The sequence below is a fragment of the Roseibium sediminicola genome (assembly GCF_023156505.1).
Taxonomy (GTDB): domain Bacteria; phylum Pseudomonadota; class Alphaproteobacteria; order Rhizobiales; family Stappiaceae; genus Roseibium; species Roseibium sediminicola.
In genome coordinates, this window is sequence record NZ_JALNMJ010000005.1 from 115,332 (window position 1) to 139,786 (window position 24,455).

Annotated in this window: 24 protein-coding genes; 13 read left to right on the forward strand and 11 right to left on the reverse strand. The window is 59.7% G+C overall.

Going from position 1 to position 24,455, the window contains the following annotated elements; translation table 11 throughout:
- Positions 1-52 precede the first annotated feature (52 nt).
- From M0H32_RS09355 to M0H32_RS09370, 4 genes are all read right to left on the reverse strand, one after another.
- Complete coding sequence (locus M0H32_RS09355) at positions 53-952, reverse strand: hypothetical protein (protein ID WP_248153312.1); 900 nt, start codon at positions 950-952, stop codon at positions 53-55.
- A 342-nt stretch (positions 953-1,294) separates the two neighbouring features.
- Positions 1,295-3,202, reverse strand: coding sequence for a DUF262 domain-containing protein (locus M0H32_RS09360; RefSeq protein WP_248153313.1), 1,908 nt, complete (start codon positions 3,200-3,202; stop codon positions 1,295-1,297).
- Positions 3,203-3,877: 675 nt separating this feature from the next.
- A complete protein-coding gene (locus tag M0H32_RS09365; RefSeq protein WP_248153314.1) occupies positions 3,878-4,945 on the reverse strand; it encodes a Gfo/Idh/MocA family protein in 1,068 nt (355 codons plus the stop codon).
- Positions 4,946-5,020: 75 nt separating this feature from the next.
- Positions 5,021-5,806, reverse strand: a complete 786-nt coding sequence (locus M0H32_RS09370) for a ThuA domain-containing protein (RefSeq protein WP_248153315.1) — start codon at positions 5,804-5,806, stop codon at positions 5,021-5,023.
- A 224-nt stretch (positions 5,807-6,030) separates the two neighbouring features.
- On the opposite strand from M0H32_RS09370, the gene M0H32_RS09375 reads away from it, so the two are divergent.
- Genes M0H32_RS09375 through map form a run of 4 tightly spaced genes read left to right on the forward strand, consistent with a single transcriptional unit; the run spans position 6,031 to position 7,994 of the window.
- Positions 6,031-6,399 (forward strand): hypothetical protein, encoded by a 369-nt coding sequence (locus M0H32_RS09375; RefSeq protein ID WP_248153316.1) that lies wholly within the window; start codon positions 6,031-6,033, stop codon positions 6,397-6,399.
- 52 nt (positions 6,400-6,451) lie between these two features.
- Entirely contained in the window at positions 6,452-6,958 is a 507-nt protein-coding gene (locus M0H32_RS09380) for a TetR/AcrR family transcriptional regulator (RefSeq protein ID WP_248153317.1), read from the forward strand.
- A gap of 54 nt (positions 6,959-7,012) precedes the next feature.
- Entirely contained in the window at positions 7,013-7,219 is a 207-nt protein-coding gene (locus M0H32_RS09385; protein ID WP_248153318.1) for a ParD-like family protein, read from the forward strand.
- 1 nt (position 7,220) lies between these two features.
- The gene (map, locus tag M0H32_RS09390; RefSeq protein ID WP_248153319.1) at positions 7,221-7,994 is read left to right on the forward strand and encodes a type I methionyl aminopeptidase; all 774 of its coding nucleotides are present in this window, start codon (positions 7,221-7,223) and stop codon (positions 7,992-7,994) included.
- Between the two features lie 76 nt (positions 7,995-8,070).
- Here map and ggt read toward each other — a convergent pair whose 3' ends face one another.
- Complete coding sequence (gene ggt, locus M0H32_RS09395) at positions 8,071-9,816, reverse strand: gamma-glutamyltransferase (protein WP_248153320.1); 1,746 nt, start codon at positions 9,814-9,816, stop codon at positions 8,071-8,073.
- A gap of 187 nt (positions 9,817-10,003) precedes the next feature.
- Between ggt and M0H32_RS09400 the strand changes: the two genes are divergently transcribed.
- On the forward strand, positions 10,004-10,363 hold the full coding sequence (locus M0H32_RS09400) for a c-type cytochrome (protein WP_248153321.1): 360 nt from the start codon (positions 10,004-10,006) through the stop codon (positions 10,361-10,363).
- Between the two features lie 223 nt (positions 10,364-10,586).
- Here M0H32_RS09400 and M0H32_RS09405 read toward each other — a convergent pair whose 3' ends face one another.
- Positions 10,587-11,558, reverse strand: coding sequence for an endonuclease/exonuclease/phosphatase family protein (locus tag M0H32_RS09405; protein WP_248153322.1), 972 nt, complete (start codon positions 11,556-11,558; stop codon positions 10,587-10,589).
- A gap of 92 nt (positions 11,559-11,650) precedes the next feature.
- Here M0H32_RS09405 and M0H32_RS09410 point away from each other — a divergent pair, with 92 nt between their 5' ends.
- On the forward strand, positions 11,651-12,049 hold the full coding sequence (locus M0H32_RS09410; RefSeq protein WP_248153323.1) for a YchJ family protein: 399 nt from the start codon (positions 11,651-11,653) through the stop codon (positions 12,047-12,049).
- 53 nt (positions 12,050-12,102) lie between these two features.
- On the opposite strand, the gene M0H32_RS09415 is transcribed toward M0H32_RS09410, so the two are convergent.
- Positions 12,103-12,870: an SDR family NAD(P)-dependent oxidoreductase gene (locus M0H32_RS09415; RefSeq protein ID WP_248153324.1), complete on the reverse strand. Its 768-nt coding sequence runs from the start codon at positions 12,868-12,870 to the stop codon at positions 12,103-12,105.
- Positions 12,871-12,986: 116 nt separating this feature from the next.
- On the opposite strand from M0H32_RS09415, the gene M0H32_RS09420 reads away from it, so the two are divergent.
- The 3 genes from M0H32_RS09420 to M0H32_RS09430 all read left to right on the forward strand — a co-directional run bounded on the left by M0H32_RS09420 (position 12,987) and on the right by M0H32_RS09430 (position 16,457).
- Positions 12,987-13,547: a TetR/AcrR family transcriptional regulator gene (locus M0H32_RS09420; RefSeq protein ID WP_248153325.1), complete on the forward strand. Its 561-nt coding sequence runs from the start codon at positions 12,987-12,989 to the stop codon at positions 13,545-13,547.
- A 410-nt stretch (positions 13,548-13,957) separates the two neighbouring features.
- Entirely contained in the window at positions 13,958-15,337 is a 1,380-nt protein-coding gene (locus tag M0H32_RS09425; RefSeq protein ID WP_248153326.1) for a lipopolysaccharide biosynthesis protein, read from the forward strand.
- Positions 15,327-16,457, forward strand: coding sequence for a GNAT family N-acetyltransferase (locus tag M0H32_RS09430; RefSeq protein ID WP_248153327.1), 1,131 nt, complete (start codon positions 15,327-15,329; stop codon positions 16,455-16,457). The genes M0H32_RS09425 and M0H32_RS09430 overlap by 11 nt, the downstream gene beginning before the upstream one ends.
- A 6-nt stretch (positions 16,458-16,463) precedes the next feature.
- On the opposite strand, the gene M0H32_RS09435 is transcribed toward M0H32_RS09430, so the two are convergent.
- The 3 genes from M0H32_RS09435 to M0H32_RS09445 form a co-directional block, all read right to left on the reverse strand.
- Complete coding sequence (locus M0H32_RS09435; RefSeq protein WP_248153328.1) at positions 16,464-18,086, reverse strand: AMP-binding protein; 1,623 nt, start codon at positions 18,084-18,086, stop codon at positions 16,464-16,466.
- 77 nt (positions 18,087-18,163) lie between these two features.
- Positions 18,164-19,087: a site-specific tyrosine recombinase XerD gene (xerD, locus tag M0H32_RS09440; protein WP_248153329.1), complete on the reverse strand. Its 924-nt coding sequence runs from the start codon at positions 19,085-19,087 to the stop codon at positions 18,164-18,166.
- A gap of 3 nt (positions 19,088-19,090) precedes the next feature.
- Positions 19,091-19,234, reverse strand: coding sequence for a hypothetical protein (locus M0H32_RS09445; RefSeq protein ID WP_248153330.1), 144 nt, complete (start codon positions 19,232-19,234; stop codon positions 19,091-19,093).
- A gap of 178 nt (positions 19,235-19,412) precedes the next feature.
- On the opposite strand from M0H32_RS09445, the gene M0H32_RS09450 reads away from it, so the two are divergent.
- The 3 genes from M0H32_RS09450 to M0H32_RS09460 are packed head-to-tail and all read left to right on the forward strand — an operon-like array spanning position 19,413 to position 22,520.
- Positions 19,413-20,012, forward strand: a complete 600-nt coding sequence (locus M0H32_RS09450) for a shikimate kinase (RefSeq protein ID WP_248153331.1) — start codon at positions 19,413-19,415, stop codon at positions 20,010-20,012.
- 49 nt (positions 20,013-20,061) lie between these two features.
- Positions 20,062-21,180, forward strand: a complete 1,119-nt coding sequence (gene aroB, locus M0H32_RS09455) for a 3-dehydroquinate synthase (RefSeq protein WP_248153550.1) — start codon at positions 20,062-20,064, stop codon at positions 21,178-21,180.
- Positions 21,177-22,520 (forward strand): HlyC/CorC family transporter, encoded by a 1,344-nt coding sequence (locus tag M0H32_RS09460; protein WP_248153332.1) that lies wholly within the window; start codon positions 21,177-21,179, stop codon positions 22,518-22,520. The genes aroB and M0H32_RS09460 overlap by 4 nt, the downstream gene beginning before the upstream one ends.
- Before the next feature lie 849 nt (positions 22,521-23,369).
- On the opposite strand, the gene M0H32_RS09465 is transcribed toward M0H32_RS09460, so the two are convergent.
- Positions 23,370-23,666 (reverse strand): BolA family protein, encoded by a 297-nt coding sequence (locus tag M0H32_RS09465; protein ID WP_248153333.1) that lies wholly within the window; start codon positions 23,664-23,666, stop codon positions 23,370-23,372.
- A 188-nt stretch (positions 23,667-23,854) separates the two neighbouring features.
- On the opposite strand from M0H32_RS09465, the gene M0H32_RS09470 reads away from it, so the two are divergent.
- Positions 23,855-24,445, forward strand: a complete 591-nt coding sequence (locus M0H32_RS09470) for a DnaJ domain-containing protein (protein ID WP_248153334.1) — start codon at positions 23,855-23,857, stop codon at positions 24,443-24,445.
- Positions 24,446-24,455: the final 10 nt, after the last annotated feature.

A 24,455-nucleotide genomic window follows, 5' to 3' on the forward strand; every position in this document is an offset into this window, starting at 1 on the left:
TCCTACGTCCCAACCACTTGGATAAGCCCTTTAATCTCAAATGAGACTGATTTTAGTTGGTGAAGCTGTCCCTTTGAGACACTTGTTTTAGTTCGAAAGTGCGCGGAAGCCTCGATGAGGCAGCCATTCGGATCGCAAAATCCAATAGTTCAATTTCCCCAAGATGGCGTGATAGCCAAAAAATCCTAATCGTCGAATAGGCAATAAATACAAAGCGTATCGCAAACCAAATGGCGATACATGTAAATATATTTGCCCAAAGAGGGTCAAAACCTCCAGGAACTTCTAACCTTTTAAGAAATTTGACAAATATTCCACTGATGTCTACATCAGAGGATGTTTTAGGTGAAATAGCTAAATATGCTAGAAATATCGAAGTAAATGTAGTTATTAAATTGAATGATTTGCCATCTCTAAGATTTGTGATTTTATAATGGGTTCGGTCTGCTTCTCTTTTTGCTGCCAATTCGGAAATATCTAAAAGACCTTCCAATCTTTCTTTTGACCATCCTCCGATATAATAATGTATTTTTCTAATTTTCGTATATTGTCGAAACTCATTCTTAAAAGGGAACGGATTCATATCCATATTCCCAAAATGTGAGTACAATTTTTGCTTAGGTATTGGTAATTTATGATCTAGATGATATACTTTTAATATTCTTGAGAGTATATGTAACTTGCTATATTTTGATTTTAATTCCCTATAAAAATTGAAAACTAATACATAATCATCAAAAGAATTAGATTTTACCCGTATATTACTTTGCACGGTAAGTGCGTGTATTATCCCCCTGCCAGATTTAAATCTTGAACGGTCGTATATCGTGTATTCAAGACCAACTTCCGACACGCCCGTAATGTTTTTAGGCGTCTGCTCACTTAAGTAATGAAGGCTCCTGTGGAGATGCCCTAAAGTCCATCGCTTCATAGGTTTAAATTGCTTTAACATGAGCATAGCTCCAAAATATAACTGATATATATATATTGGTCATCAGTTCATCTATAGTTAATTTAGACGTTCCAAGGGGGGATTGGAAATATCGATCTAGTGCAACCCAAAATAGAACATCCCCAATTTTGATTGTCAATTTTGGAATCTGCTGATTTCTTTTTACTACTAGGGTTTTCTTAGTGGATAGGTCCCTGCAACCCATCAAACTATCGTTTGGTGGTTCGACCAATAAAAATAAGAGGCCCAAAGCCAATTTAGCGGCCTCGCATAAGCTCCATTATGTTACAGATCTGACGTCGGCTATGATCATTCTCACACCACCACTTCGAAACGGACGCACTACGTTTGGTGAATCTTGCCGCCATATTTTTCAATGCCAAGCCAGATCTTAAGCGCATCATCCGCAAGCTTTTGACTTCGCATACGTATCGAGTTCTCGTCCCAAAAACCCGCCTTGTTGAACCACTTGTTCAGAAACAATCCTGAGTGCTCTTCGAATTTTTCTTTCTTTTTCGAATAGCTCTTGTTCCCCGAGGAAATGTTCAGACTGCCAGAGATAAGCGTCAAATTTCCTATCGTGTGAAGAAGCTCGTTTCTGACGGCTACTCGCGGGTCAGGGGAAGATCGCTCAAGAATTACTCCGCCAGGAAATGGCCACTCGTCCGTCCACGAAACCGGCATTACATGCTCGGTCCACAGACCATCAGGCATCTCGATTTTTTCAGCGAGCTTTGACCGACTTGCTAATTCTAATTCCCACAAGATGTCCTTGTTCCGAGCATCTGGTGCGTTCTGATACAGAGGCTTGCTCAATAACCCACTTCGAACTTCCTGGTCACTAGGGAAGCGCGTGCTATTGCCGGGCCTCTCATCGAAAAATTCAACAAGCGTCGACACCGATGGACCCGATTCTACAAACCTCTGTGCAATAGCTTGAAAAACGCGATTGAGGTTCTTTGCAGTCAGTCCGCACATCGCACGCCGAACGATGTATGAATAGATCAGGCGTGCGAGAACATCTTTTTCCCCGCCATCGACGTTTGCGACGGCAATTTGAAGGGCGACCGGATATGCGGTCGTTACTTGCCATGCGGCAAGTTTACGACCTAGCCACGCTATAGTCTCGTTCGACGATTTTCGCCCTTCTAGCGTTTCGTAAGTTGGAGCATGCCGTTCGAGGAGTCGGAGTTCGTCTTCAACGTTTGGAAAACGCGGTCGCCCTTTTGGTACAGCGAATGCGCGATATTCAGCATAGAGCTCGCGCATGGATATCTTCTCGCCAGTCTCTGCTGTCAGTACATGCGAAAGAAAATGGTCGATACGCGGTCGTTTCGGACGCGCAAAAGGCGCGGCCTCTCGCCACCAAGCTGCATCAAAGGGATCCCACAGCTCCTTGTAAAGCTCTTCGATTTGCGCTGTCTGCTTTTCAGCTCGGTAAAAAATGTTATTCCGGACAAGGTCCATTGCCAAGAGCGGCTCACCCTTGGAGTTTAGGGTTTCAAAGATCACTTGCGCATCATCGTCTTCACCCAGAGTAATGACAACAAGCTTCATCCGATTAAGAAGCGCTTTTAATAAGGCTTCCAACCTTAATTCTATCGCCTCTCCCGTATCCGCTTCCTCGGCCGCTTCAATATCGTTCTCATATTCATTAATAACTGGACCGTATTGGCAGAAGCGACTTATACGCTTTTTGAATTCGTCATATGCCCGGAGAGCACGAAGTGGTGTATTTTTCGGAACGCCGGTACCCCAGTAATAACGCCCATACTTGCCCCGAACTTTCCAGTAATCGAGGTCGAGAATGTCGTGAAACACCTCTCGATCCGATGGTGTCGGGGTCAGCTTGAACCGCGTCAGTGGGTCCGAGTCTTTGCTTTTTAAAGGGTTAAAAATGTAATCTTGGACATACGAGATAATGTCGAGGCATTCGTGCTGGCGAGCAACTTCGCGTAGTGCCACAAGAAAAAGCTGGAATGTTGTTAGTCGCTGTTGACCATCAACGACTTGCACACGGGGCGTCACACCGATCTGTGCGCCTTCCCCAATAGGTGCCAAGATCAATGCACCCATATAGTGCTGGAACTTGCTCTCCCCCTCTAGAACTTCGCTAGCTTTAGCTTCAACGTCTTCCCAGAATGGTACGAGCCGCTCATCGCCCCACTGATATTTTCTTTGATAAAGCGGCACCATAAAGCGGCGCGCTTCAGCCAATATCGTTTCCACAGGGTGATCGTCAGCGTCCATAAATCTTGTATCCTTAAAGGCTTGGCATTTTAAAACAAAAACCCATAGTTGCAGCTATCCTAATCGACCAAGACAGGTCAAGCTTTGCAGAATGTAGGCATGGTGAGCGAAATCACCACTCCATTCACTTGTTCAATTCGCCACGGTCACCCCGTGGTTACCATCTCGCTATTTCGCTGCAACTCACGGCGATTAATTCGAGTATAAGTTGGTTCATAAATTACCAACCCCAACAAAGGCCGAACCCGACACTCTGGTGTATTTAGATGAACGCAAAAGCAATCTCCGCAAATGCTTCGACAGTACAATTTCCCGCTTGCCAAGGTTGGGGTCGAGGGTTCGAATCCCTTCGCCCGCTCCAGTTCGGCCGAATGGCCCGAGAAGCCGGCTTTCGAAAGAAAGCCGGTTTTTTGTTTTTGGGCCAGGCACAGCGGGAAACCGCGGTTCAATCACCGTTCGCCCAGCGTTATTTCATGGTTCGTCTAAACATTGATGCAAACCCTGCCTGCAACCTGAAGGAAGTGTCAGGTGGTGCCGGGCTAGAGTGCCAGTGCAGATAGCGGAGGGGCGTCCTTTGTGGGGCCGGGCCGCGTTCCTGCTTTGCCTCAAGTACCCAACTCGCCACGGCGGGGCTTTTGCCCCGCCGTGGCACATGGTTGCTTTCGGGGCCCCTTCTCAGACCTTCAGGAACCTGCCGCCTTCGGCATTGGACCGTTCGGCGAGATCCAGCGCCACTTGCAGGCGGGCGCCGTGGTCGAAATCCGGGTCCGCTGGCGCGCCGCTAAGGATTGCGGCGGCAAACCGCTCATAGACCGTCGGCACAGGTTCGACGGAAACCTCCCGCCATGAGGCCGCCTCCAGATTTGCGCCGTCGCAGATGCGCAAAGTTTCCGTCTGCTTTTCGAACAGGACCTCGAGACCGCTCCTTGTGCCGTAAAGCCGCAGACGCAGGTCGTTGTGGTGGCCGGAGGCAAAGCGGGTGGCGCTGACGGTGCCGAGCGCGCCGTTCTCCAACTCCGCCTGCAGCGTGAAACTGTCATTGGCGTCGAGCGTGTAGTCGCCGATCCGGCCGCCCTCGGCCTTGTCGAAGGTCTTCAGGCGGCAGGAAAGTTCGCTTGCCGGGCTGCCGGCGGCGAAAGTGACAAAATCCAGGATATGGATGCCGACATCGCCGAGCACACCTTTCGAGCCATGCGCCGTCGACAGGCGCCACAGCCACTGGCTTTCCGTCTGCCAGTCGCCCCAGGCGGGCTGAGTCAGCCAGCTCTGCAAATAAGAGGCCTCGAAATGGCGCAGCGCCCCGATCGCTCCCTCGGCGACCAGTTCAGCGGCTTTTTGCAGGACGGCGACATTGCGGTAGCTCAGGTTGACCATGCCGATCAGGCCCTTGGCGCGGGCGAGTTCGGTCATTTCCCAGGCATCGGCGGCGTTGGTCGCCAGCGGCTTTTCGCAGAGCACATGTTTGCCGGCATGCATAAGCGCAAGGGTTGTCGGGTGATGGGCCGCATCGGGCGTCACGTTGGCGGCGGCGTCGAAGCCGCCCCAGGCGAGTGCTTCCTCGAGCGTCTCGAACCGGTTGGCAATGTCATAGGTGTCGCAGAATTCGGCGAGCACGCCGGCACGCCGGTCGACCCCGGCGGCGAGTTCCACACCGTCGATCTTTAGAAAGGCGGCCGCATGGGTGCGGGCCATGTTGCCGGTCCCAAGGATCAGGATCCGGAGCGGCTTTGCTGCTGAAGCCATTGCTGTCTCCTCAGCGTTGGCGGGAAGAGTGGACCGGTCTTTGGAAAGACCGGTCCGAACTGGCTGGAAAGGTCCTTAGCGGAAGCCGTCCTCGCCATGAGCGTGGAGCTTGGGTCCGCGTTCCTCGATTTTTTCCGGTGCGGCTTCGACCGGGACATTTGGGGCGGCATTCGGGTCCGCAACTCGTGCCATCGGGTTGAACGCCCATTTGACGCCGTTTCTGAGGACCTGCTGCACATTCGTGTTGTGGTAGGTCGGGTAGGTCTCGTGGCCGGGGCGGAAATAGAAGATACTGCCGGCGCCGCGCTTGTAGGTCAGGCCGGAGCGAAACACTTCACCGCCCTGGAACCAGCTGATGAAGACCGTTTCCAGGGGCTCGGGCACACCGAAGGGTTCGCCGTACATTTCCTCCATCTCCAGCTCGAAACTGTCCGGAAGGCCGTTTGTGATCGGGTGGTTGCGGCTGGTGACCCACAGGCGTTCGCGCTCGCCGGCCTCACGCCATGTAAGATTGCACGGGCCCCCCATCAGGCGCTTGAAGGGCTTGGCGAAATGGGCCGAATGCAGGAACAGCATGCCCATGCCGGACCAGACGGCGTCGCAGACCCTCTCGACCACGGCATCGGAGACCTCGCCATGGGCGGCATGGCCCCACCACAGCAAGACGTCGGTCTCTGCAAGGCGCTCGGCAGTCAGGCCGTGGTCCGGCTCCTGCAGGGTGGCGGTGGTGGCGCTGATCTCCGGATCCTGGTTTAGGGCCTCGGCAATGCAGGCATGCATGCCGCCCGGATAGGTCTCCGCGACAATCTTGTTGTTCTGTTCATGGACGTTTTCGCCCCAAACCACGGCTTTGATCGGCATTGCAGCCTCTCCCTGGAAAATGTGGTGTTGGCAGATGTGGGTGGGCGCTTCTACAAGTCTCCCAAAGCGCTTTGAATAGCGCTATCAAAGGCTTTCGAAGCTGTCAAACACTCCTTCGCCTGAAGCTAACAATAGGCGGTGCGCGGATGTGACCGCTTGCCGCATTGGGGGCCTGTTCGATTTCATTTACATACCATACTGTATAGTATGTTATGGAGGTTTGGATGAATATCTTTCTGTTAGCGGCTGCCGGCCTGTCGGCTGCCGTCTGCCTGATCCACACGTTTGCCGGCGGCAGGACCATCGCTGTGCCGCTGCTCAAGGCGGACCTGCACCCGGTGCCAAAATATGTGACCTATTACTGCTGGCACATTGTCACCATCGTGCTGGCTGTCATCGCGGTCATGTTCGCGCTTGCGGGCGTGCGGGCGGACAGTCTGGACCTCGGCTGGGTCGCGACCGCTCTGGTGACGTGCTTCTGTCTGCTGGGGCTTGCGGTGCCGCCGCTCAAGAAGCAGAAATACAAGAACATGCCGCAAGGCTGGCTGTTCCTGCCAATCGCGGTGCTCGGCATCACCGGTGGAGTGCTCTGAACTGAAAAAACGATTTGGAAAATCAGACTGGCTGGGCCTTGGTCTGACGCAATTGACGCGCCAAGGCCCTGCCGGACTGACCGTCGAGGCGCTGTGCGAGGCCGGGGAGCGGACGCGTGGGTCGTTTTACCATCACTTTGCCGACCACGACGCCTTTGTCGCGGACCTGATGCAGGCCTGGAAACAGCGGCACACGCTGGACATTGCCGAAAAGGCGTTGGCAGAAACGGGCGAGCAGCGGGCACAGACCTTGTCGAGGCTTGCCAACAGCGCCGATCATGCGCTGGAACGGGCGGTCCGCCAATATGCGCAAGCGAACCCGGTGGCACGCGCCATCGTCCGCGAGGTCGATGACCTGCGCACCGGTTTTGTCGCCGGCCTCTACAGGGACCAGGGGCTCGACCCGGACCTGGCCGAAGACATTGCCCGGATCGAATATGCCGCCTTTGTCGGCTGCCAGATCGTTTGGCCGGACATGCCGGCCGAGGAACGCATGGCGCTCGACCGGCGTTTCGCCGGGCTTGTGGCGCGGGCCTTGGGGACTGCCGACAAGTCTTGACTCTTTATATGAAACGTATACGTTTTATATATCAAAGGGGTTTGGGAGACGGCCATGGGAATTGTGAAGATCGGCGAAGAGCTGCATGAGGACATCCGGCGGGCAGGCGCCGTCATGTGCCGCTCCATCAATGCGCAGGCCGAGTTCTGGATGAAAATCGGCAAGCTGGCCGAAGCCAATCCGACGCTGTCCTTCAACGAGATCGTGAAAATGCAGCTGGAGGCTGCCGGGGACCAGGCTTCGGAAGAGGCCGCCGCCTGACATGGTCAAGACACCGGATGAACTGGCACTGATGCGGGTGTCCGGTCGATTGCTGGCGTCCGTCTTCGAGATGCTGGACAGACAGGACCTTGCCGGCCTGTCGACCCTGCAGGTCAACGATATGGTCGACAGGTTCATAACGGTCGACCTTGCCGCCCGGCCGGCAAGCAAGGGGCAATACGGCTTCGAGCATGTGCTCAATTGCTCGATCAATCATGTTGTCTGTCACGGCATTCCCGACAAGGACGAAATCATCCGCGACGGCGATATCATCAATCTTGACATCACCCTGGAAAAGAACGGCTTCATCGCCGATTCCAGCAAGACCTACGTGATCGGGAAAGCTTCGCCGGCTGCCCGGCGCCTTGTCCGGGCAGCGCAAAGCGCGATGTGGCAGGGGATCCGGCAGGTGCGCCCGGGAGCGCATCTGGGTGATATCGGATTTGCCATCGAACGCCACGCCAGGAAGAACGGATACTCGGTGGTGCGCGACTATTGCGGCCACGGCATCGGCCGCGACATGCACGAGGAGCCGAACGTCCTGAATTTCGGCCGGCGCGGAACAGGCATGAAACTTCGCGAGGGCATGGTCTTCACCATCGAACCCATGCTCAACCAGGGCAGCCGCAAGGTCTCGACCGAGGGTGACGGCTGGCGGGTCGTGACCGATGACCGCAGGCTATCCGCGCAATTCGAACACACGGTTGCCGTTACCGGGACTGGCGTGGAAGTCCTGACCCTGCGCCGGGACGAAACAAACCTGCTGGGTTGCTAGCGGTCATTCTTTCGATCCGCGCCGGTTCAGACCGGAGCCACTCTGCCGCTGGCTCCGGACCAAATTGTTGCGCCGATCAGTACCCGGCCGTCAGTGCCCCGGGGCGGCGCGGATCGGAGGCGCCGGCCAGGACGCCATCGATGGACATGATCGACTGGGTCGAGCCCATGGCGTTCTTGACCTCGACCTTGTGGCCGCGTCCTTCCAGCAGGCGGACCGTGTCCGGCGACAGGCCTTCCTCGATGCGGATCTCGTCGGGCAGCCACTGATTGTGGATACGCGGCGCGGCGGTGGCCTCGGCGATGTTCATCTGGTGGTCGATCACGTTCAGGATGATCTGCAAGGTGGTCGTAATGATGCGGCTGCCGCCAGGCGAGCCGGTCGCCAGGAACAGCTTGCCGTCCTTGAACACCAGGGTCGGGCTCATCGAGGAAAGCGGCCGTTTGCCGCCCTCGACCGCATTGGCGGTGCCGCCGACAAGACCATAGGCGTTGGGAACGCCGGGTTTGGCGGAAAAATCATCCAGCTCGTTGTTGAGCAGGACGCCGGTGCCGTCCGCGGTCAGGCCGACGCCATAGGAGAAATTCAGCGTATAGGTGTTGGAGACTGCATTGCCGTCCTTGTCGACCACGGAGAAATGCGTGGTCTCGTTGCTTTCGTAAGGATAGGGATCGGCCGGCTTGATCTCTTCGGAGGGGGTAGCGGCATCCATCCGGATGGTCTTGACCAGCTCGGCGGCATAGGCGCGGGAGGTCAGGCCCTTGACCGGAACCTCGACATAGTCCGGATCGCCGAGGAATTTGGAACGGTCCGCATAGGCGCGGCGCATGGCCTCCGCCATGACATGAATGCTGTCGGCGGAGTTGAGGCCGTATTCCCTGACCGGAAACGTTTCGAGCATGTTGAGGATTTCGACGATATGCACCCCGCCAGACGAGGGCGGAGGCATGGAAGCAATGTCATAGCCGCGATAGCTGCCCGTGACCGGTGTCCGCCAGACCGGCTTGTAAGCGGCCAGATCCTCGACAGTCATGCTGCCACCGGCGTCCTGGACCTTTTGCGCGATCTTCTCCGCTGTCTCTCCGGTATAGAAGCCGGCCGCGCCCGTGTCGGCGATCCGGCGCAGCGTGGCGGCCAGGTCTTCCTGTTTCAGGATCTCTCCCGGCAGATAGGGCAGGCCGCCGGTCTTGTAGAAAATGGACTTGGACGCGGGATCGTTGAGAAGACGCTTGGCGGAGGCGGTCAGAGACGCTGACAGATCCGGGGTAACCGTGATCCCGGTTTGGGCAAGAGAAATCGCCGGCTCGACAAGTTCGGCCCAGGTCAGTTTGCCGCTGCCGTGTTTCTCGAAAGCTTCGGCAAAGCCGGCAACCGTGCCCGGCACGCCGACGGCCAGGCCCGAAAAGCGGGACTTCTGATTGTCCGGCTCACCGTCCTCTCCCAGGAACATGTCCTTGAAGGCGGCGGCGGGCGCCTTTTCGCGGTAGTCCAGCGCCTTGGTTTCGCCGCCCTCGGCCATGTGGATCAGCATGAAACCGCCACCGCCGAGATTGCCCGCGCGCGGCAGCGTGACGGCGAGGGCAAACCCGGTGGCGATCGCCGCATCAACCGCGTTGCCGCCCTTTTGCAGGATGGCGACGCCGACCTTTGTCGCGACCGCCTCCTGACTGGCGACCATGCCGTTTTGAGCCGTGACCGGCTGGAACCGGTCCTTCAGGGAATAGATCGGAGCGTCCTGCGCCGCGAGTGGCAACGCTGATCCGGAAAGGGCTGCGATCCCGAGGGATATCGCGACAAACGCTGATTTCAGGTGATGCTTCATGAGGTCCTCCGGCGATGTGCGGCAGATCTTGCAAAGCTTTGACGCGAAAATCAATGTGATGCGCGCTCAAATTGCATACGGGTGCGGCAGGTCTTGATCCAACGCAAGGCACCATGATCAGATAGATCGCAATCTGTTGAGCACAAGACCGTCGTCTTCGTGTAGCCGGCCGAGCCAAGGAGATCCCATGACACGTGCAGTTACAAATTCGAGTGTGGTGAACCGGCGGAACCGAGCCGCTGTTCCGGCGATTGCGGCGCTTGTTATGGGCCTGCTGACAACGGAACCGGCGCTGGCCGGCGATCCGGCCGCTGGCAAGGCGCTGGCCCTGCAATGGTGTTCCGCCTGCCACCTGGTGGCGGAGGATCAGGCGGTTGCCTCCAGTGTCTCTCTGCCAAGTTTTTACGACATGGCCAAGGATCCGGACTGGTCGGAAGAAAAACTGGCAACATTCCTTGCCAATCCGCATCCCCAGATGCCGAATATGAGTCTCGGCAACACGGAAATCGCCAATCTTGCGGCCTATATCGGCTCGCTGGCGCCATAACAAAGTTGGTTGCCGCTCATTTCCATCAGCCATGTAAGACCTGCAAGAACAGGCAGTTTGCCACCCATTCGACGTCATCCTGAGGAAGCGCGTTAGCGCTGTCTCGAAGGATCGGCCACTTGTTGTGGAACTTGCTGCCGATCCTTCGAGACGGACCTTCGGCCCTCCTCAGGATGACGTCGAATGGGTGGCCAGACCTGATCAAGATCGCGGCAAAAACGCTCTATATCTCGAACTCCGCCAGCATGGCCGCATGATAAGAGCCGGCATAATCCTCGCCGTTGTTGTTGAGGACCTCATCCTGCAGATCGTAGTTAAACACCTTGAGGTCTGTGGTTCGGCCCGCCATCTCCGCACTCGCCAGAATGTGGTCCAGAGCCTGGCCCTTGCCCCGGTGGATCACGGTCTTGCGTTTTTCCGGAGGCAGGGCCGCGTCGAGCTGGTAAAGCCGGTGGTCCGCCAGCTCCGGTGAACCGGTGTCGTCCGGATCGGCGCGCAGCAGCCGGATCGTGCCGGTTTCGCTGGTGGCGTTGAAATCTCCGGCGAGCACGATCTGTGCCTGTCGATCCTCGGCGAACAGATCCTCGACCGCGAGGCGCAGTTCCAGCGCCTGGGCGGTCTGTTTCAGCACAGACAGCTGGTAGCCTTCCGCCCAGGCCGAAACCGATCGCCAGCGGCGGTCGGGGCGCTTGCCACCCCGGATCATGGCGGCAATCGGCGCGCGCAGATGCACACAGAACAGATGCAGCGGTTTTCCGGTGCCAATATCGATCTCAGCCTTGAGCACCGGCCGGTCGAATTCGATCCTCTGCGGCCGGTCATAGGCGGGCTGCGCCGTTTTGGGCTGCCAGTGGGGCGGGTGCGCATGGGCCTGGTAGAGGCTTTCGGTCCGGGTGATCGGATAGCGGGACAGGATCACCAGATTGTGCCGGTCGCCGGGCCCCTTGCCGGAGGGCCTTTCACTGGTTGCGCGGTGAAAGCTCCGGTAGGGCGTGGCCTCCAAAAGCAGGTCAAGAGCTTGAAACTGCCGGGCAGGCATGCCTTTAAGCTTTTGCGCATTGACTTCCTGCAGGCAGAGAATGTCGGCGTCCAGCTCCAGGATCTTCGGTCTGAGGGCGTCCAGCCGGGGCGCCAGTTCGGCCGGGTCATGCCGGTCGTCACCGAAGGATTCCATGTTGAAGGTCGCGATTTTCATGCAGCAGCCTGTTTGCGGGATCGTCACCACAGACCATAGCGGGGCGGGATGCCAAGTGGTAGAGAGCTGGACGATCAGCGAAGGAGATGCCGATGACCGGTCAACCTTGTCCCTGCGGCAGCGGAGCCGAGTTCGAGCTCTGTTGCGGTCCCTATGTGACGGGACAAGCCGCTCCCAAGACGGCGGAGGCCTTGATGCGTTCGCGCTATACGGCCTATGTCCGGGAGAACATCGCCTATCTGAAGGAGACGCTCTGGCCGAAATACCAGGCGTCCTTTGATGGCCCGGGAACCGCGCGCTGGGCCGCGGAAAGCCACTGGACGGGCTTGAAGGTTCTGGAAACCGACAAGGGCAGCGAAGACGACCGGGACGGGACGGTGCTGTTCGAGGCGCGCTATCTTTCCGGGGGGCAGCTCAACGTGCACCGGGAAAACAGCCGGTTCCGCAAAAAATCGGGCCGCTGGTATTATGTCGAGGCCGTGCCGGAATAATTGAAAAGGCGCCCGGACTGTATGGCCGGACGCCTGATTCAGTCTGAGGTCAACTAGTTCCGTCCGGCCATGACGCCGCCGTCGACGTCCCAAATGGCACCGGTGACCCAGCCGGCGTCTTCCGACAGCAGGAAGTCAACGGCTGCCGCAACATCGTCCGCCGTGCCGATGCGGCCGATCGGGTGGAAGGCGTTGAACCCTTCTTTCAATGTCGAGGCGATCTGGTCCTGCGGAATGAACGCGCCGTAGATCGGAGTTTCGACCACTGCAGGTGCGACGGCATTGACCCGGATGGCCTTGTCGCCCAGTTCCATCGCCAGGTGCTGGGTCAGTGCATGCAGTCCGGCTTTTGCCATGGAATAGGCGGAAGAGGGCGTGGCCTTGACTGCCTGATGTGCCCACATGGACCCCAGATTGACAATGGCGCCGCCGCCGGTCCCGGCCATGTTCCGCGCGACCGCCTGGGTGACCAGAAACGTGCCGCGGTTATAGGCGTGGTAGAGGTCGTAGTCTTCCACCGTGTGGTCCAAGAACGCCTTCGGGCTGAACGCACCGGCGGCATTGACCAGATAACCGATCGGCCGGTCGAGGCCATCGATCCGGCGCACAAGACCCGCCACCGCATCGGGATCGGTGATATCCGCCTGCCAGGTGTCGACGGAAACGCCGTGACGGGCCTCCAGGTTCCGTTTGGCGCCTTCCAGCTTGGCGCTGCTGCGGCCCGTCAGGATCAGGGGAATGCCCTTGGCGGCGAGCCGGTGCGCGGTGGCGAGGCCCATGCCCGAGGTTCCGCCCAGAAGGAATGCGATCTTGTCCGTCATGTCTGGTCTCCATGTTTTATCTATCTATCGATAGGTAAATTACAACGGACCCAAGATTGGGATTGTGAATTCCGATGTCAAGGCCTATCTATCAGTCGATAGAAAACGAGGTGCCGATGAGCCGGAAATCCGCAGAGACCGAAACCAGAATTCTCGACCTGGCCGAACGCATGATCCGCGAGAGCGGCTACAACGGCTTCAGCTTTCGCGAGATTGCGGCGGAAGTCGGCGTGAAAAGCTCCAGCGTGCACTATTATTTCCCGGCCAAAACGGATCTCGGAGTCAAGGTTGCCCGCCGTTATGCCGACAGGTTCCTGGAGAAGCTGGGACGGGACCAAGGCGTGCCTGCAGATGCGGCCGATGTTCTGGACAGGATCCGGCAGGCGTTTGCGGCGGCGCTGGGCGAAGATGGCCGGATGTGTCTGTGCGGTGTGCTGGCCGCGGAGTCCGCCGGGTTGCCGGAAGAGCTGGCTGCAGAGGCACGCGCCTTCTTCAATCGAACGGCCGCCTGGCTGACGGACAGTCTTGAAAAAACGGATTGGGGCCAGAGAAGAACCCGTCAGGAGATCGAGGACCGGAGCCTCGCAGTGCTGGCCCAGCTTGAGGGCGGGCTTCTGCTTGCGCGGGTTCACAATCAACCGTCGCTGTTCAGCAAGATCAAGCCAGGCCTGGACTAAAAAATCGTCCGGTCCCTGCGGATGGCGGCGGGAGCAGGGACCGGACCAATTTGCGGATAGAAGGGGAGGCAGCCCTCAACATCCGCAATGCAATCGTCTGGGACCGGCGGTTTGGCGGACCGGTCGAAAGGTTAAAAGAAGAATTTGTTCTCTATTTGTTCTGATGTTTGCTGGATTCGCTCAGGCCTGTCAAGCGCGGTTGTCGCTGGAGATACGAAATCCCGGATGACAGCAAACTTCTGGCCACCGGCTAAGCTTTTCACGTATCTGTGAAACGGAACCATACGTGAGCGATTGATTGCCATAGAATATTAAGTCCCTCATGTCACAAATACGGAATAGAATTCACAAGGGACCCCTCAGTGCGATTTTCCGCCAACTCCTGGACGAAGCGTTTGCAGGACGCCGCCTTGCCTCGGGTTTTGGGGAAAGGGGGCGACCAGATCTCCGACTTTCTGCGCGGGAACGGCGGTGACGGCCAGGCGGCGGGGCGCATGGCCGTGGCAACCTTCGCCGTCAGGATTGCCGGGGCGGCGCTTGCCTATTTGTCCCAGATCGTGCTCGCCCGGCTCATGGGGGCGCATGACTACGGCATCTACTCCGTCGCCTGGACCTTCGTGATCGTGCTTGGCGTGATGGCCTGCGGCGGCTTTTCCTCGTCAGCCAACCGGTTCATTCCGCAATACCGGCAAGCTGGTGATCTTGACGGTTTGCGCGGGTTCCTGCGCGCCAGTGGCCAGGTCGCGTTCTTCATGGGCTCCGCCGTCGCGGTTGCCGGGATCGGCCTGACCTATCTGCTGAGGCCGGTCATCGATCCCAACTATGTCCAGCCGCTGATGGTGGTTTTGCTGGCGCTGCCGTTTTTCGCCTTTGGTCTGGTTCAGGACGGGGTTGCCCGCAGTCATGACTGGACCTTCCTTGCCATGCTGCCGACCTATATCTGGCGGCCCCTGGCGATCCTGCTTCTGCTGCTGGCGGCGGTCCTGCTGGCGGGGCTGACGGCGGATGCCTTGACCACGGCGGTCGTTGCGGTTGCCGCCACCGTCCTGGTGGCGGGCTATCAGTATCTTCGGCTGCGCCGGCGTCTGGCGCCGCAAGTGCCCACCGGACCCCGCCGGGTTGAGCTGAAAGCCTGGTTGATCGTCTCCATGCCGATGCTGATGGTGGACGGATTCTTGCAGCTGATCACCAGCGCCGATGTCATCATGGTCAGCTTTTTTCAGGATCCGGACCAGGTTGCGGTCTATTTCGCGGCATCGCGAACACTGGCCCTGGTGCATTTTGTCTATTTCGCCGTGCGCGCGGCCTCCGCGCACCGGTTCTCCAGCTATACGCACAACCGGGATCACCACGGCCTTGCCAGCTATGTCGCCCAAGCCACGCACTGGACCTTCTGGCCGTCCCTGGCCGCCGGTGCCGGTCTGCTGTTGATCGCGCCGCTGTTGCTGCGCCTGTTCGGCTCCGGGTTCGAAGAGGGCTATGCCTTGATCGCGCTTTTGATGGTCGGGGTGCTGGCGCGCGCCTCGGTGGGGCCCGCAGACGCCCTTCTGACCATGACCGGCCACCAGAACACCTGCGCCGGCATTTATGCGGGCACTTTCTTGCTCAATGTTGTTTTCAATCTGATCCTGATCCCGCCCTTTGGTCTGGCGGGCGCGGCCGTTGCGACCAGCATCGCCATTCTTTTCGAAGCCACCGCCCTTGCCACGGCCGCAAAACGCAAGCTCAATATCACAACATTTGTTCTGCCATTGCTTTTGACCTCCAGGAACCGACCTGTTGACCGTTGATTCGCCCCGTTCCGACGTCCATGACATCGTATTTCTCGATCCGCTCGGCGCAGACGTGCCGATGGAGGCGTGGCGGGCAATCGGGCTCGAAGCGCTCGATCCCAATCCTTTTTTCGGACCGGATTTCCTGCGCCCCTATCTGGACCATATGGGCCCGGCTTCCGTCCGCTTGCTGGTCACGCGCGAACGCGGCAGCGGCCGCTGGTTGCTTGCGGCCCCGGTCGGGCGGACCCGGCCGGGTCTGGTGCTGCCGGCCAACGCAACCTGGGCGACGGAGTACGCGCCGCTCGGAACGCCGCTCCTGCATCCGGAGGCCTCGGACGAGGCGGTACGTGCCTTCCTGGAAGCCGGTGCGCATCCGGGCGGTCTGTTTGCCATTCCCTATTTGCCGCTGCATTCCAAAACCGCGGCCCGCCTGAAGGCGGCGGTGCCGCACAAAACGGTCGTGTTTGCCCGCGCGGAGCGCGCGAGCCATGGTTCCGGGGCAAAGGGCAAGGCCCAGTTGGCCGAGGCCGACAGCGGCAAGCGGCGCAAGGAAATGCGGCGGCTCATGCGCCGCCTGGGCGATCACGGCAAGGTGCGGTTCGCCAGCCTCAGCGGCTCGGACGCGCTCCAGGGATTCGAGGCGTTCCTGCATCTGGAAGCGGCGGGCTGGAAGGGACGCTCCGGCACGGCGCTGTTGAGTCTGCCGGAAACGGCGGCCTTTGCCCGATTGGCCGTCGAACAGCGGGCGGCCACCGAAGGTGTGCGTATCGATCAGCTCTGGGCCGGAAACACCCTTGTGGCCGCGCTGGTGCTGTTTCTTGACGGCGGCAGGGTCTATTCCTGGAAAATCGCCTTTGACGAGGATTTTGCCCGCTATTCACCGGGAGCTCAGATCGCGCTTCAGGCGCTGAAGATCAATCTGGCTTCGCCTGGTTTCAAGGGCGCGGATTCGCTGGCGATCCCCGGCCACACGATGATCGAGCCTCTCTGGCGCGGGCGGCTGGAAACGGGAACCCTTCTCTTTGCGCAAGGACGCCTGGGCGGATTGAAACAGAAGCTGTGCAAGGCGGATGTGAAGCTGGAGCGACGCCTGCGCCGCGTCGCCAGAGCGGTCAAGCGGCGGCTAAACGGCTGAACGTGTTCAGACTTCTTCGCGCTCGCGCAATTTCCGCCGGATGATCTTGCCGGTGGTGGTCATGGGTAGCCCATCGACGAATTCGATTTCGCGGGGATATTCATGGGCCGACAGGCGGTCGCGGACAAAGCGCCGGATGTTGTCCTCCAGCTCCGCGCCGCCCTGCTCGCCGGATTTCAGCACGATGAAGGCCTTGACGATTTCGGTGCGCAGCGGATCCGGCTTGCCGATGGCCGCCGCCAGCGCAACAGCGGGGTGTTTGATAAGGCAATCCTCGATCTCGCCGGGGCCGATGCGGTAGCTGGCGGATGTGATGATGTCATCGTCGCGGCCGATGAAATGCACATATCCGTCCTCGTCCATCAGCCCCTGGTCGCCTGTGATCATCCAGTCGCCGATGAATTTCTCACGGGTTGCCTCCGGCTTGTTCCAATATTGCAGGAACATCACCGGGTCGGGCCGGCGAATGGCGATCTGGCCGAGGGTTTCGGCCGGCAGCGGATTGCCGTCGTCGTCGATGATCGCAACCTCATGACCCGGCGTGGCTTTGCCGATGGCGCCCGCCCGGCTGACGCCAAGCTCGGCCGCAGAGCCAAGCACGGCGTTGCATTCGGTCTGGCCGTAGAACTCGTTCACCGGGAAGCCGAATTCCTCCCGGAACCAGTCATAGGTCTCCTTGCCGAGCGCTTCGCCAGCCGAGCCGACGCTGCGCCAGTTCAGATTGAAGCGTTTGCCCGGAGTGTCGACCGTGCGCAGCATTTTCAGTGCCGTCGGCGGAATGAAGGCGTTGCGGACGCCCTCGGTTTCCAGAAGGCGGAAGGCGTATTCCGGGTCGAATTTCCGGGCCGCAAATGAAAGCACCGGCACGCCAAGGCTGAGAGCCGGGAACAGAGCGTTCAGAAGTCCGCCCGCCCAGGCCCAGTCGGCCGGGGTCCAGAGCAGATCGCCCTCCTGGCCGAGGAAATTCTGAGACAGTTCGATGCCGGGCATGTGCCCGAGCAGCACCCGGTGGCCATGGAGCACGCCCTTTGGCTGGCCGGTGGTGCCGGAGGTGTAGATCATCAGCGCCGGATCGTCAGGTGCCGTCGCCAGCGTGTCGAACCGGTCCGAAGCCTTGGCGAGCAGCGCGTCGAAGGCCAACACGCCGGTTTCCGGCCCGTCCACGGAAACGACCAGCTCCAAGCCGGGCAGGCCGTCTCGGATCTCGGAGAGCTTGGCAAGGCCCGCCGTGTCCGTCACCAGGGCTCTCGCGCCGGAATCGGTCAGCCGGTAGCTCAGGGCATCCAGACCGAACAGGGCGGCGAGCGGGACGGCAACGGCGCCGATCTTATAGGCGGCCAGATGGGCGATCGCGGTTTCGGGGATCTGTGGCAACAGCAGCGCAACCCGGTCACCGCGCTGAATGCCCTGGGCCTTGAGGGCATTGGCGAAACGGTTGGCCGCCCGGTTAAGCTCCAGATGGCTCCAGTCGCGGCGGCCGCCGTCGGCCAGCACCTGCCGGATCGCCAGGCGGTCAGGGGTGTGCCTGGCCCAGGCGTCGCTGACGGCTGCGGCCATGTTGTAGGTTTCAGGCAATGACCAACGGAAGTGCGATGTCAGCGTTTTGAAGTTGCTGGCGCGTTGCAGCATGAAGAGGCGTCCGGTGCTGTAAAATTAGGCAGCGGAGTTTAGGGGGAGAGTTGTTGCGGTGCAATAGATCTAGCGGATTACTTCCTGGCCAGTGGATGAGCGCTTTCCACCAGCTCGCGCAGACGCTCATCCAGCACATGGGTGTAGATCTGCGTCGTCGAGATATCCGCGTGTCCCAGAAGCTGCTGCACCACCCTGAGATCGGCACCGTTCTGCAACAAATGCGAAGCGAAGGCATGGCGCAGGACATGCGGTGAGATCTTGCCGGCGTCCAGGCCGGCGGCAATCGCCAGGTCCTTCAGGTCGCGGCCGAAATGCTGGCGGGTGAGGTGACCGCTGCCGCCATGGGACGGAAACAGCCAGGGGCTGTTTTCATGGGCGCCTTCGGCACTGCGCAAACCGACATAGTCCTTCATGGCCGCCTGCGCGGGTGGCGACAGGGGCACCAGCCGCTCCTTGCCACCCTTGCCCCGGATCTCGATCAGGCGCGCGTCGCGCAGCGCCGCGGTAACCGGTAGAGCGACCAGTTCTGAAACGCGAAGACCGGTGGCATAGAGCACCTCGATCAGCGTGTACATCCTCTGGGCGCGCAGGCGGGCGGCGGCGCTCTTATGCGCTACTTGCGTTGCTGATCTAGCCGTTTCGATCAGGCGGTCGACATCCTCCATCGAAAGGACCTTCGGCAGGCTGGCACGTTTCTTCGGGGCGGAAAGCGTTCGTGTCGGATCGTCCTCCCTGGTCCCTTCCGCATAAAGGAACTTGTAGAACTGCTTCAGGGCCGACAGTCTTCGCGCCTGTGAGGTTTCGGCGAAACCGCGCCGGTTCAGGTCGCCGAGATAGGCGGAGAGATCTTCGGTTGCGGCGCTGGCCAGTTTCTTGCGGCCGAGAAATCCTGAAAAGTCCTCCAGGTCGCGGCGATATCCGGCAAGCGTGTTTTCAGCCGCGCCGCGCTCGGCGGCGAGCATCTCCAGGAAGTTTTCAAGGTCGAAGCCGGTTGCCATCGCCTACCGGCCGAAGCCGTCCTTCTTCACGCGCACCTCGATCTCGCGCTCGCGCGGGTCGACAAAGGTCGCCAGCGAATAGACCGCGCCATAGCCGAGCGCGCCCAGGAGCAGCAGCACGAAGAGCAGGCGGGTCAGGGTGGGCACGTCGGATGTCTCCCAGAGCGAATCGGATAGGCGATTGTTTCAACAGGCCAGAGGGGATGCAAGACAAAGCCCGGGGCTTGAAGCCGGACTTCCCCCGTGTCTTTTTTGCCGAATATGCTAAAACGCCGCCATGAGACAAAACGATAACACGCGGCCCCCGGATGGAGGCGCCGCAGGCATGAACGCGAAATCCGTCGATCTGGCCCGCCTGGTCCGCGCCCTGGGGCAGCGATCCATCGTTCTGGTCGGCATCATGGGCTGCGGCAAGTCCACAGTCGGCAAGCGCCTGGCGCAACGGCTCGGTCTTGAATTCGTCGACGCCGATACCGAAATCGAGCGGGCCGCCAACATGACGGTCGCCGAGATCTTCGCCGAACACGGCGAGACCTATTTCCGCAGCGGCGAGGAACGGGTCATTGCCCGGCTGCTGCGCGAGGGGCCGCAGGTTCTGGCGACAGGTGGTGGCGCTTTCATGAGCGAGGCGACACGTGCGGAGATCGCCGAACGGGGCCTCTCTATCTGGCTGAAGGCGGATTTCGATACGGTGATGGCGCGGGTGCGCCGCCGGTCGACCCGGCCGCTTTTGCAGAACCCGGATCCGGAAGGCACCATGCGTAAGCTGATGGCGACCCGCGAACCGGTCTATGCCAAGGCAGCCCTGACGGTGGTTTCCCGGGAGGTGCCGCATGAGGCGGTGGTCGACGAGATTGTCGTCACCCTGGCGGATCATCTCTTCGATCGCGAGGACGAGACGGCCTCGCAGACATCTTATTCTTGATTTCGAGTGGCGTGACAGAATGGCAGACACGGTGGTTGCCCGAGCCCTGATGGGCCGGGACGAAAAATTGGTCCGGGTGGATCTGGGAGCCCGCAGCTACGACATCCGCATCGGGCGCGGCCTTCTGGAAAGCGCGGGATCGGAAATCGCGGCGGTGCTGCCCGGCGCGCGGTTGGCCGTGGTTGTTGACGAAACCGTCGCCGGCCTGCATCTCAGCGCTTTTTCCGAAAGCCTTGCTGCCGCCGGTCTCGGCCACACGGTGATCAAGGTGCCGGCCGGCGAAAGCACCAAATGTTTCAGCCAGTTCGAGCGCCTGTGCGACGAGGTTCTGGCGGCCCGCCTGGAACGCGGCGACGCGGTTGTCGCCCTGGGCGGCGGTGTTGTCGGCGACCTGACCGGCTTTGTCGCCGCCTCGGTCCGGCGCGGCATGGCTTTTGTCCAGGTGCCGACCAGCCTTTTGGCGCAGGTGGACAGTTCCGTCGGCGGCAAGACCGGCATTAATTCCCGGCACGGCAAGAACTTGATCGGGGCGTTCCATCAGCCCGCGCTGGTGCTGGCGGACACCGCCGTGCTCGATACCTTGTCGCCGCGCGAATTCCGGGCCGGCTATGCGGAAGTTGCAAAATACGGCCTGCTCGGCGATGCGGATTTCTTTGCCTGGCTGGAAGACAATTGGCAGGCGGTGTTCGAAGGCGGTCCCGAGCGCGACGAGGCGGTTGCCCGCTCGTGCCAGGCCAAGGCCGATGTGGTCGCCGCGGATGAACTGGAAAGCGGCCGGAGGGCCCTGCTCAATCTCGGCCATACTTTCGGCCACGCGCTGGAATCCGCCGTATCCTATGAAACCGAACGGCTGGTGCACGGCGAGGGCGTTTCGATCGGCATGATGCTGGCTCATGAGTTTTCCGAGCGGCTCGGCCTGATCGATGCCGAGACGGTGGCCCGCGTGCACAAGCACCTGAGCGACGTCGGTTTGCCGGTGACCGTTCAGGCCATTCCCGGCCAGCTGCCGCCCGTGGAAACATTCATGGACATCATCGCGCAGGACAAGAAGGTCAGCCGCGGCGCGCTCACCTTCATCCTGACCCGGGGCATCGGCGAAGCCTTTGTCGAAAAGGGCGTCGACCCGGCGGTTGTTTCGGAGTTCCTGAAGGAGAAACTCGAGGCATGACGGAAACGGCTCTCTGGCTGGCGATTGCCGCCATCTTCGTGCTCCTGTTCCTGTCCGGCTTCTTTTCCGGCTCGGAAACGGCGCTGACCGCGGCATCGCGCGCGCGCATGCACCAGCTGGAAAAGACCGGAGACTGGCGCGCCCGCGTGGCCATGGCGCTCATTTCCAACCGGGAACGGCTGATCGGCGCACTTCTGCTCGGCAACAACCTGGTCAACATTCTGGCGTCGGCGCTGGCGACGACCGTCTTTCTGACGCTGTTCGGCGAGGCCGGTGTTGCGCTTGCCACCCTGGTGATGACCGCGCTGGTGCTGATCTTTGCCGAAGTGCTGCCGAAGACCTGGGCGATTTCCAATCCGGAACGCTTTGCCGTCACGGTCTCGCCGATCGTGCGCGTGGTTGTCGCCGTGTTCGGCCCGGTGGTGATTGGCGTCGAATGGATCGTGCGTGCGATCCTGAAGATGGTCGGCGTCACCGTCGGCGACGACGCCTCGATCCTGTCCGCGCATGACGAGCTGCGCGGCGCGGTTGATCTTCAGCATATCGAAGGCGGTCTGGAAAAAGGCGAACGCGACCGCCTCGGCGGCCTGCTCGACCTTGCCGAGCTGGAAGTCTCCGATGTCATGGTTCACCGCACCAACATGGTGGCGCTGAACGCGGATGACGATCCGGGCAAGCTGGTCAACGCGGCGCTGGCCTCGCCCTATACCCGCCTGCCTCTGTGGCGCGGGGAAAGCGACAATTTCGTCGGCGTACTACATGCCAAGGATCTCTTGCGCGCGCTGCATGCGGCGGGGGGCGACGCGGCCAGGATCAACATACTGGACATTGCCGCGCCGGCCTGGTTCGTGCCCGACACCACCAGCCTGCAGGACCAGCTGAACGCGTTTTTGCGCCACAAATCCCATTTCGCGCTCGTCGTTGACGAATATGGCGAGGTGATGGGCCTGGTGACGCTGGAAGATATTCTGGAAGAAATTGTCGGCGAGATTGCCGACGAACACGATGTCGAACTCGAAGGCCTTCGGCCGCAGGCGGACGGATCGGTGATTGTCGACGGCTCCGTGCCGATCCGCGACCTCAACCGGGCCGCCGACTGGAGCCTGCCGGACGACGAGGCGACCACCATCGCCGGCCTCGTCATTCACGAAGCGCGCATGATCCCGGAAGAACGCCAGATCTTCACCTTCCACGGTTTCCGCTTCACGGTGCTGCGCCGGGAAAAGAACCGCATCACCCGGCTCCGGATCATGCCGCTCGGCCAGATCCCGGGCGTCAAGGCCCCGACGGCACCGGTAGCGCCACCAAGTGACTCCGGTGCGGTGAAGGCGGGCGGCTGAGCGGGAGCGTTTGGCTGAAAGGCGTTCTTTTTTCTGAACCCCCACCCCTAACCCCTCCCCACAAGGGGGAGGGGGACTAGGCCATGCCTTGAGGCTTAAGTCGTTGGCTTCAGACAGTTTTTGAAATTCAAGGTACGCGGCGAATTCTGCAGAATTCCCCTCCCCCTTGTGGGGAGGGGTTAGGGGTGGGGGTTTCAAGGAAATGAAAATCAGGTTCCAAAACTGGAGTGTGCCGACCGGATCAGCGGCCTCTCAGAACATGAAATACCAAGCCTTGTTTCATGTCATAGAGAATCAATTCCGAGAAGCTCTTGTTTGCGCCGACTACCAGGTCGCCGTCCTCGTAGATTGCTTGCCTGTAGCTCGCAAGACGCGATTCATCTTCTGAAGCGCAGTTGCGCCCTGCAAGCAGGTTGTGAGCTACCAGAGCCTCGGAATCGCGTCCGATCCACTCTACGAATGACGCGACATTCGCGGTGCGATACCAGGTTGATATGTCGGAGCCGGAAACCGAAGCAGCGGGGGGGTCCGTTCCCTGAATTGGATAGGGCCGTCATTCGCGCCCTCCAATTCGTAAATCACAAGAGCACAAGTAAATGAGGTGGTCTTGTACACAAGACGCAAGCGTGCGTCTTCGGCAATGTTCGTCTCGACGATGGACTGGATATCATCAGGCTTGATGCTGATGACATATGCTAGTCCCTTTATTCCCGAATAAATCAACAATGCTGAGACAATCATGCTGATCATTAGCACGATCAACAGTCGTTTGATTTCCACGAACAGAAGCTTGGTCCAGGCTGGATTCATGGGTCCTGACCCTAGTCTAAAGCAGTTTACAGCCCGCGCTTATGCGCCAGCTCTTGCAGCTCGCGGATCGGGGTCGCTGTCGGCACGGATTTCGAGGGCGAGGGCGTGGACACCGCCGGCGAGTTCGTCCGCCAGTACCTCGTTGATCGCCCGGTGGCGGGCGACCCGTGACTGACCCTCAAAGGCGGCAGCGGCGATCTGGACCCGGAAATGTGTCTCGCCGCCCTCGCGCCAGCCGCCATGGCCGCGATGGTTCTCCGATTCGTCGATGACGTTGAGAAAGGACGGCTGAAAGGCGGCCGTGAGCTTGTCGGTGATGGTCTGTCTGGTGCTCATGCTATTCACGTAGAGGTGCGGATTTCGAAGTTCAAGTCTTTGCTGCGGCGGCCCCGGCTGATAAAGTCGCGGGCTGTTCATTTCCCGGGCCGGTCCTTTGCCGTTGACGGGAAATTAGCTTTGGATACCTCGACAATGCAACCTCGCGCGGCTTGCCCGCGCGCCGACGGACTTCGATATTCTGCCTCATGAAACTGGACTCAAAACTCTTTGACGGTATCCGGGTCAAGCCGGACAAGGAACGGGCCGAAGAGGGCCGTCATCCTGTCTGCGAGCATCCGGGCTGCAACCGGCCGGGCATGCACCGGGCGCCGAAAGGACGAGACCGGGAAGGCCAGTATTTCAATTTCTGCGTCGACCATGTCCGCGAATACAACAAGTCCTACAATTATTTCACCGGTATGGGCGACGACGACGTGCGCACCTACCAGAAAGACAGCCTGACCGGCCACCGGCCGACCTGGAAAATGGGTGTCAACAAGCAGGCGGCCGACGGGCCGGACGGCTACGATCCCCGCGCCGGTATGCGTGCAAATGCGCAACGGCGCGCGGATCAGGTGCGCCGTCCGCGGCAAAGAAAGCTACTAACGCTTGAAAAACGCTCCCTGGATGTGCTCAATCTCCCCTACACGGCCCGTGGCGCGGAGATCAAAGCGCGCTATAAGGAGCTGGTAAAGCTGAACCATCCGGATGCCAATGGCGGTGACAGGTCTTCCGAAGACCGCCTGCGGGAAATCATTCAGGCCTATAACGTCCTGAAAAAAGCCGGTTTCCTTTAAGCCTGCAGCC

Excerpts from the sequence above, each read along its gene's own strand:
- M0H32_RS09355 (WP_248153312.1), bottom strand. The coding sequence starts at position 952 with ATGTTAAAGCAATTTAAACCTATGAAGCGATGGACTTTAGGGCATCTC.
- M0H32_RS09360 (WP_248153313.1), bottom strand. The coding sequence starts at position 3,202 with ATGGACGCTGACGATCACCCTGTGGAAACGATATTGGCTGAAGCGCGC.
- M0H32_RS09365 (WP_248153314.1), bottom strand. The coding sequence starts at position 4,945 with ATGGCTTCAGCAGCAAAGCCGCTCCGGATCCTGATCCTTGGGACCGGC.
- M0H32_RS09370 (WP_248153315.1), bottom strand. The coding sequence starts at position 5,806 with ATGCCGATCAAAGCCGTGGTTTGGGGCGAAAACGTCCATGAACAGAAC.
- M0H32_RS09375 (WP_248153316.1), top strand. The coding sequence starts at position 6,031 with ATGAATATCTTTCTGTTAGCGGCTGCCGGCCTGTCGGCTGCCGTCTGC.
- M0H32_RS09385 (WP_248153318.1), top strand. The coding sequence starts at position 7,013 with ATGGGAATTGTGAAGATCGGCGAAGAGCTGCATGAGGACATCCGGCGG.
- map (WP_248153319.1), top strand. The coding sequence starts at position 7,221 with ATGGTCAAGACACCGGATGAACTGGCACTGATGCGGGTGTCCGGTCGA.
- ggt (WP_248153320.1), bottom strand. The coding sequence starts at position 9,816 with ATGAAGCATCACCTGAAATCAGCGTTTGTCGCGATATCCCTCGGGATC.
- M0H32_RS09400 (WP_248153321.1), top strand. The coding sequence starts at position 10,004 with ATGACACGTGCAGTTACAAATTCGAGTGTGGTGAACCGGCGGAACCGA.
- M0H32_RS09405 (WP_248153322.1), bottom strand. The coding sequence starts at position 11,558 with ATGAAAATCGCGACCTTCAACATGGAATCCTTCGGTGACGACCGGCAT.
- M0H32_RS09410 (WP_248153323.1), top strand. The coding sequence starts at position 11,651 with ATGACCGGTCAACCTTGTCCCTGCGGCAGCGGAGCCGAGTTCGAGCTC.
- M0H32_RS09415 (WP_248153324.1), bottom strand. The coding sequence starts at position 12,870 with ATGACGGACAAGATCGCATTCCTTCTGGGCGGAACCTCGGGCATGGGC.
- M0H32_RS09420 (WP_248153325.1), top strand. The coding sequence starts at position 12,987 with ATGAGCCGGAAATCCGCAGAGACCGAAACCAGAATTCTCGACCTGGCC.
- M0H32_RS09435 (WP_248153328.1), bottom strand. The coding sequence starts at position 18,086 with ATGCTGCAACGCGCCAGCAACTTCAAAACGCTGACATCGCACTTCCGT.
- xerD (WP_248153329.1), bottom strand. The coding sequence starts at position 19,087 with ATGGCAACCGGCTTCGACCTTGAAAACTTCCTGGAGATGCTCGCCGCC.
- M0H32_RS09450 (WP_248153331.1), top strand. The coding sequence starts at position 19,413 with ATGAACGCGAAATCCGTCGATCTGGCCCGCCTGGTCCGCGCCCTGGGG.
- aroB (WP_248153550.1), top strand. The coding sequence starts at position 20,062 with ATGGGCCGGGACGAAAAATTGGTCCGGGTGGATCTGGGAGCCCGCAGC.
- M0H32_RS09460 (WP_248153332.1), top strand. The coding sequence starts at position 21,177 with ATGACGGAAACGGCTCTCTGGCTGGCGATTGCCGCCATCTTCGTGCTC.
- M0H32_RS09465 (WP_248153333.1), bottom strand. The coding sequence starts at position 23,666 with ATGAGCACCAGACAGACCATCACCGACAAGCTCACGGCCGCCTTTCAG.
- M0H32_RS09470 (WP_248153334.1), top strand. The coding sequence starts at position 23,855 with ATGAAACTGGACTCAAAACTCTTTGACGGTATCCGGGTCAAGCCGGAC.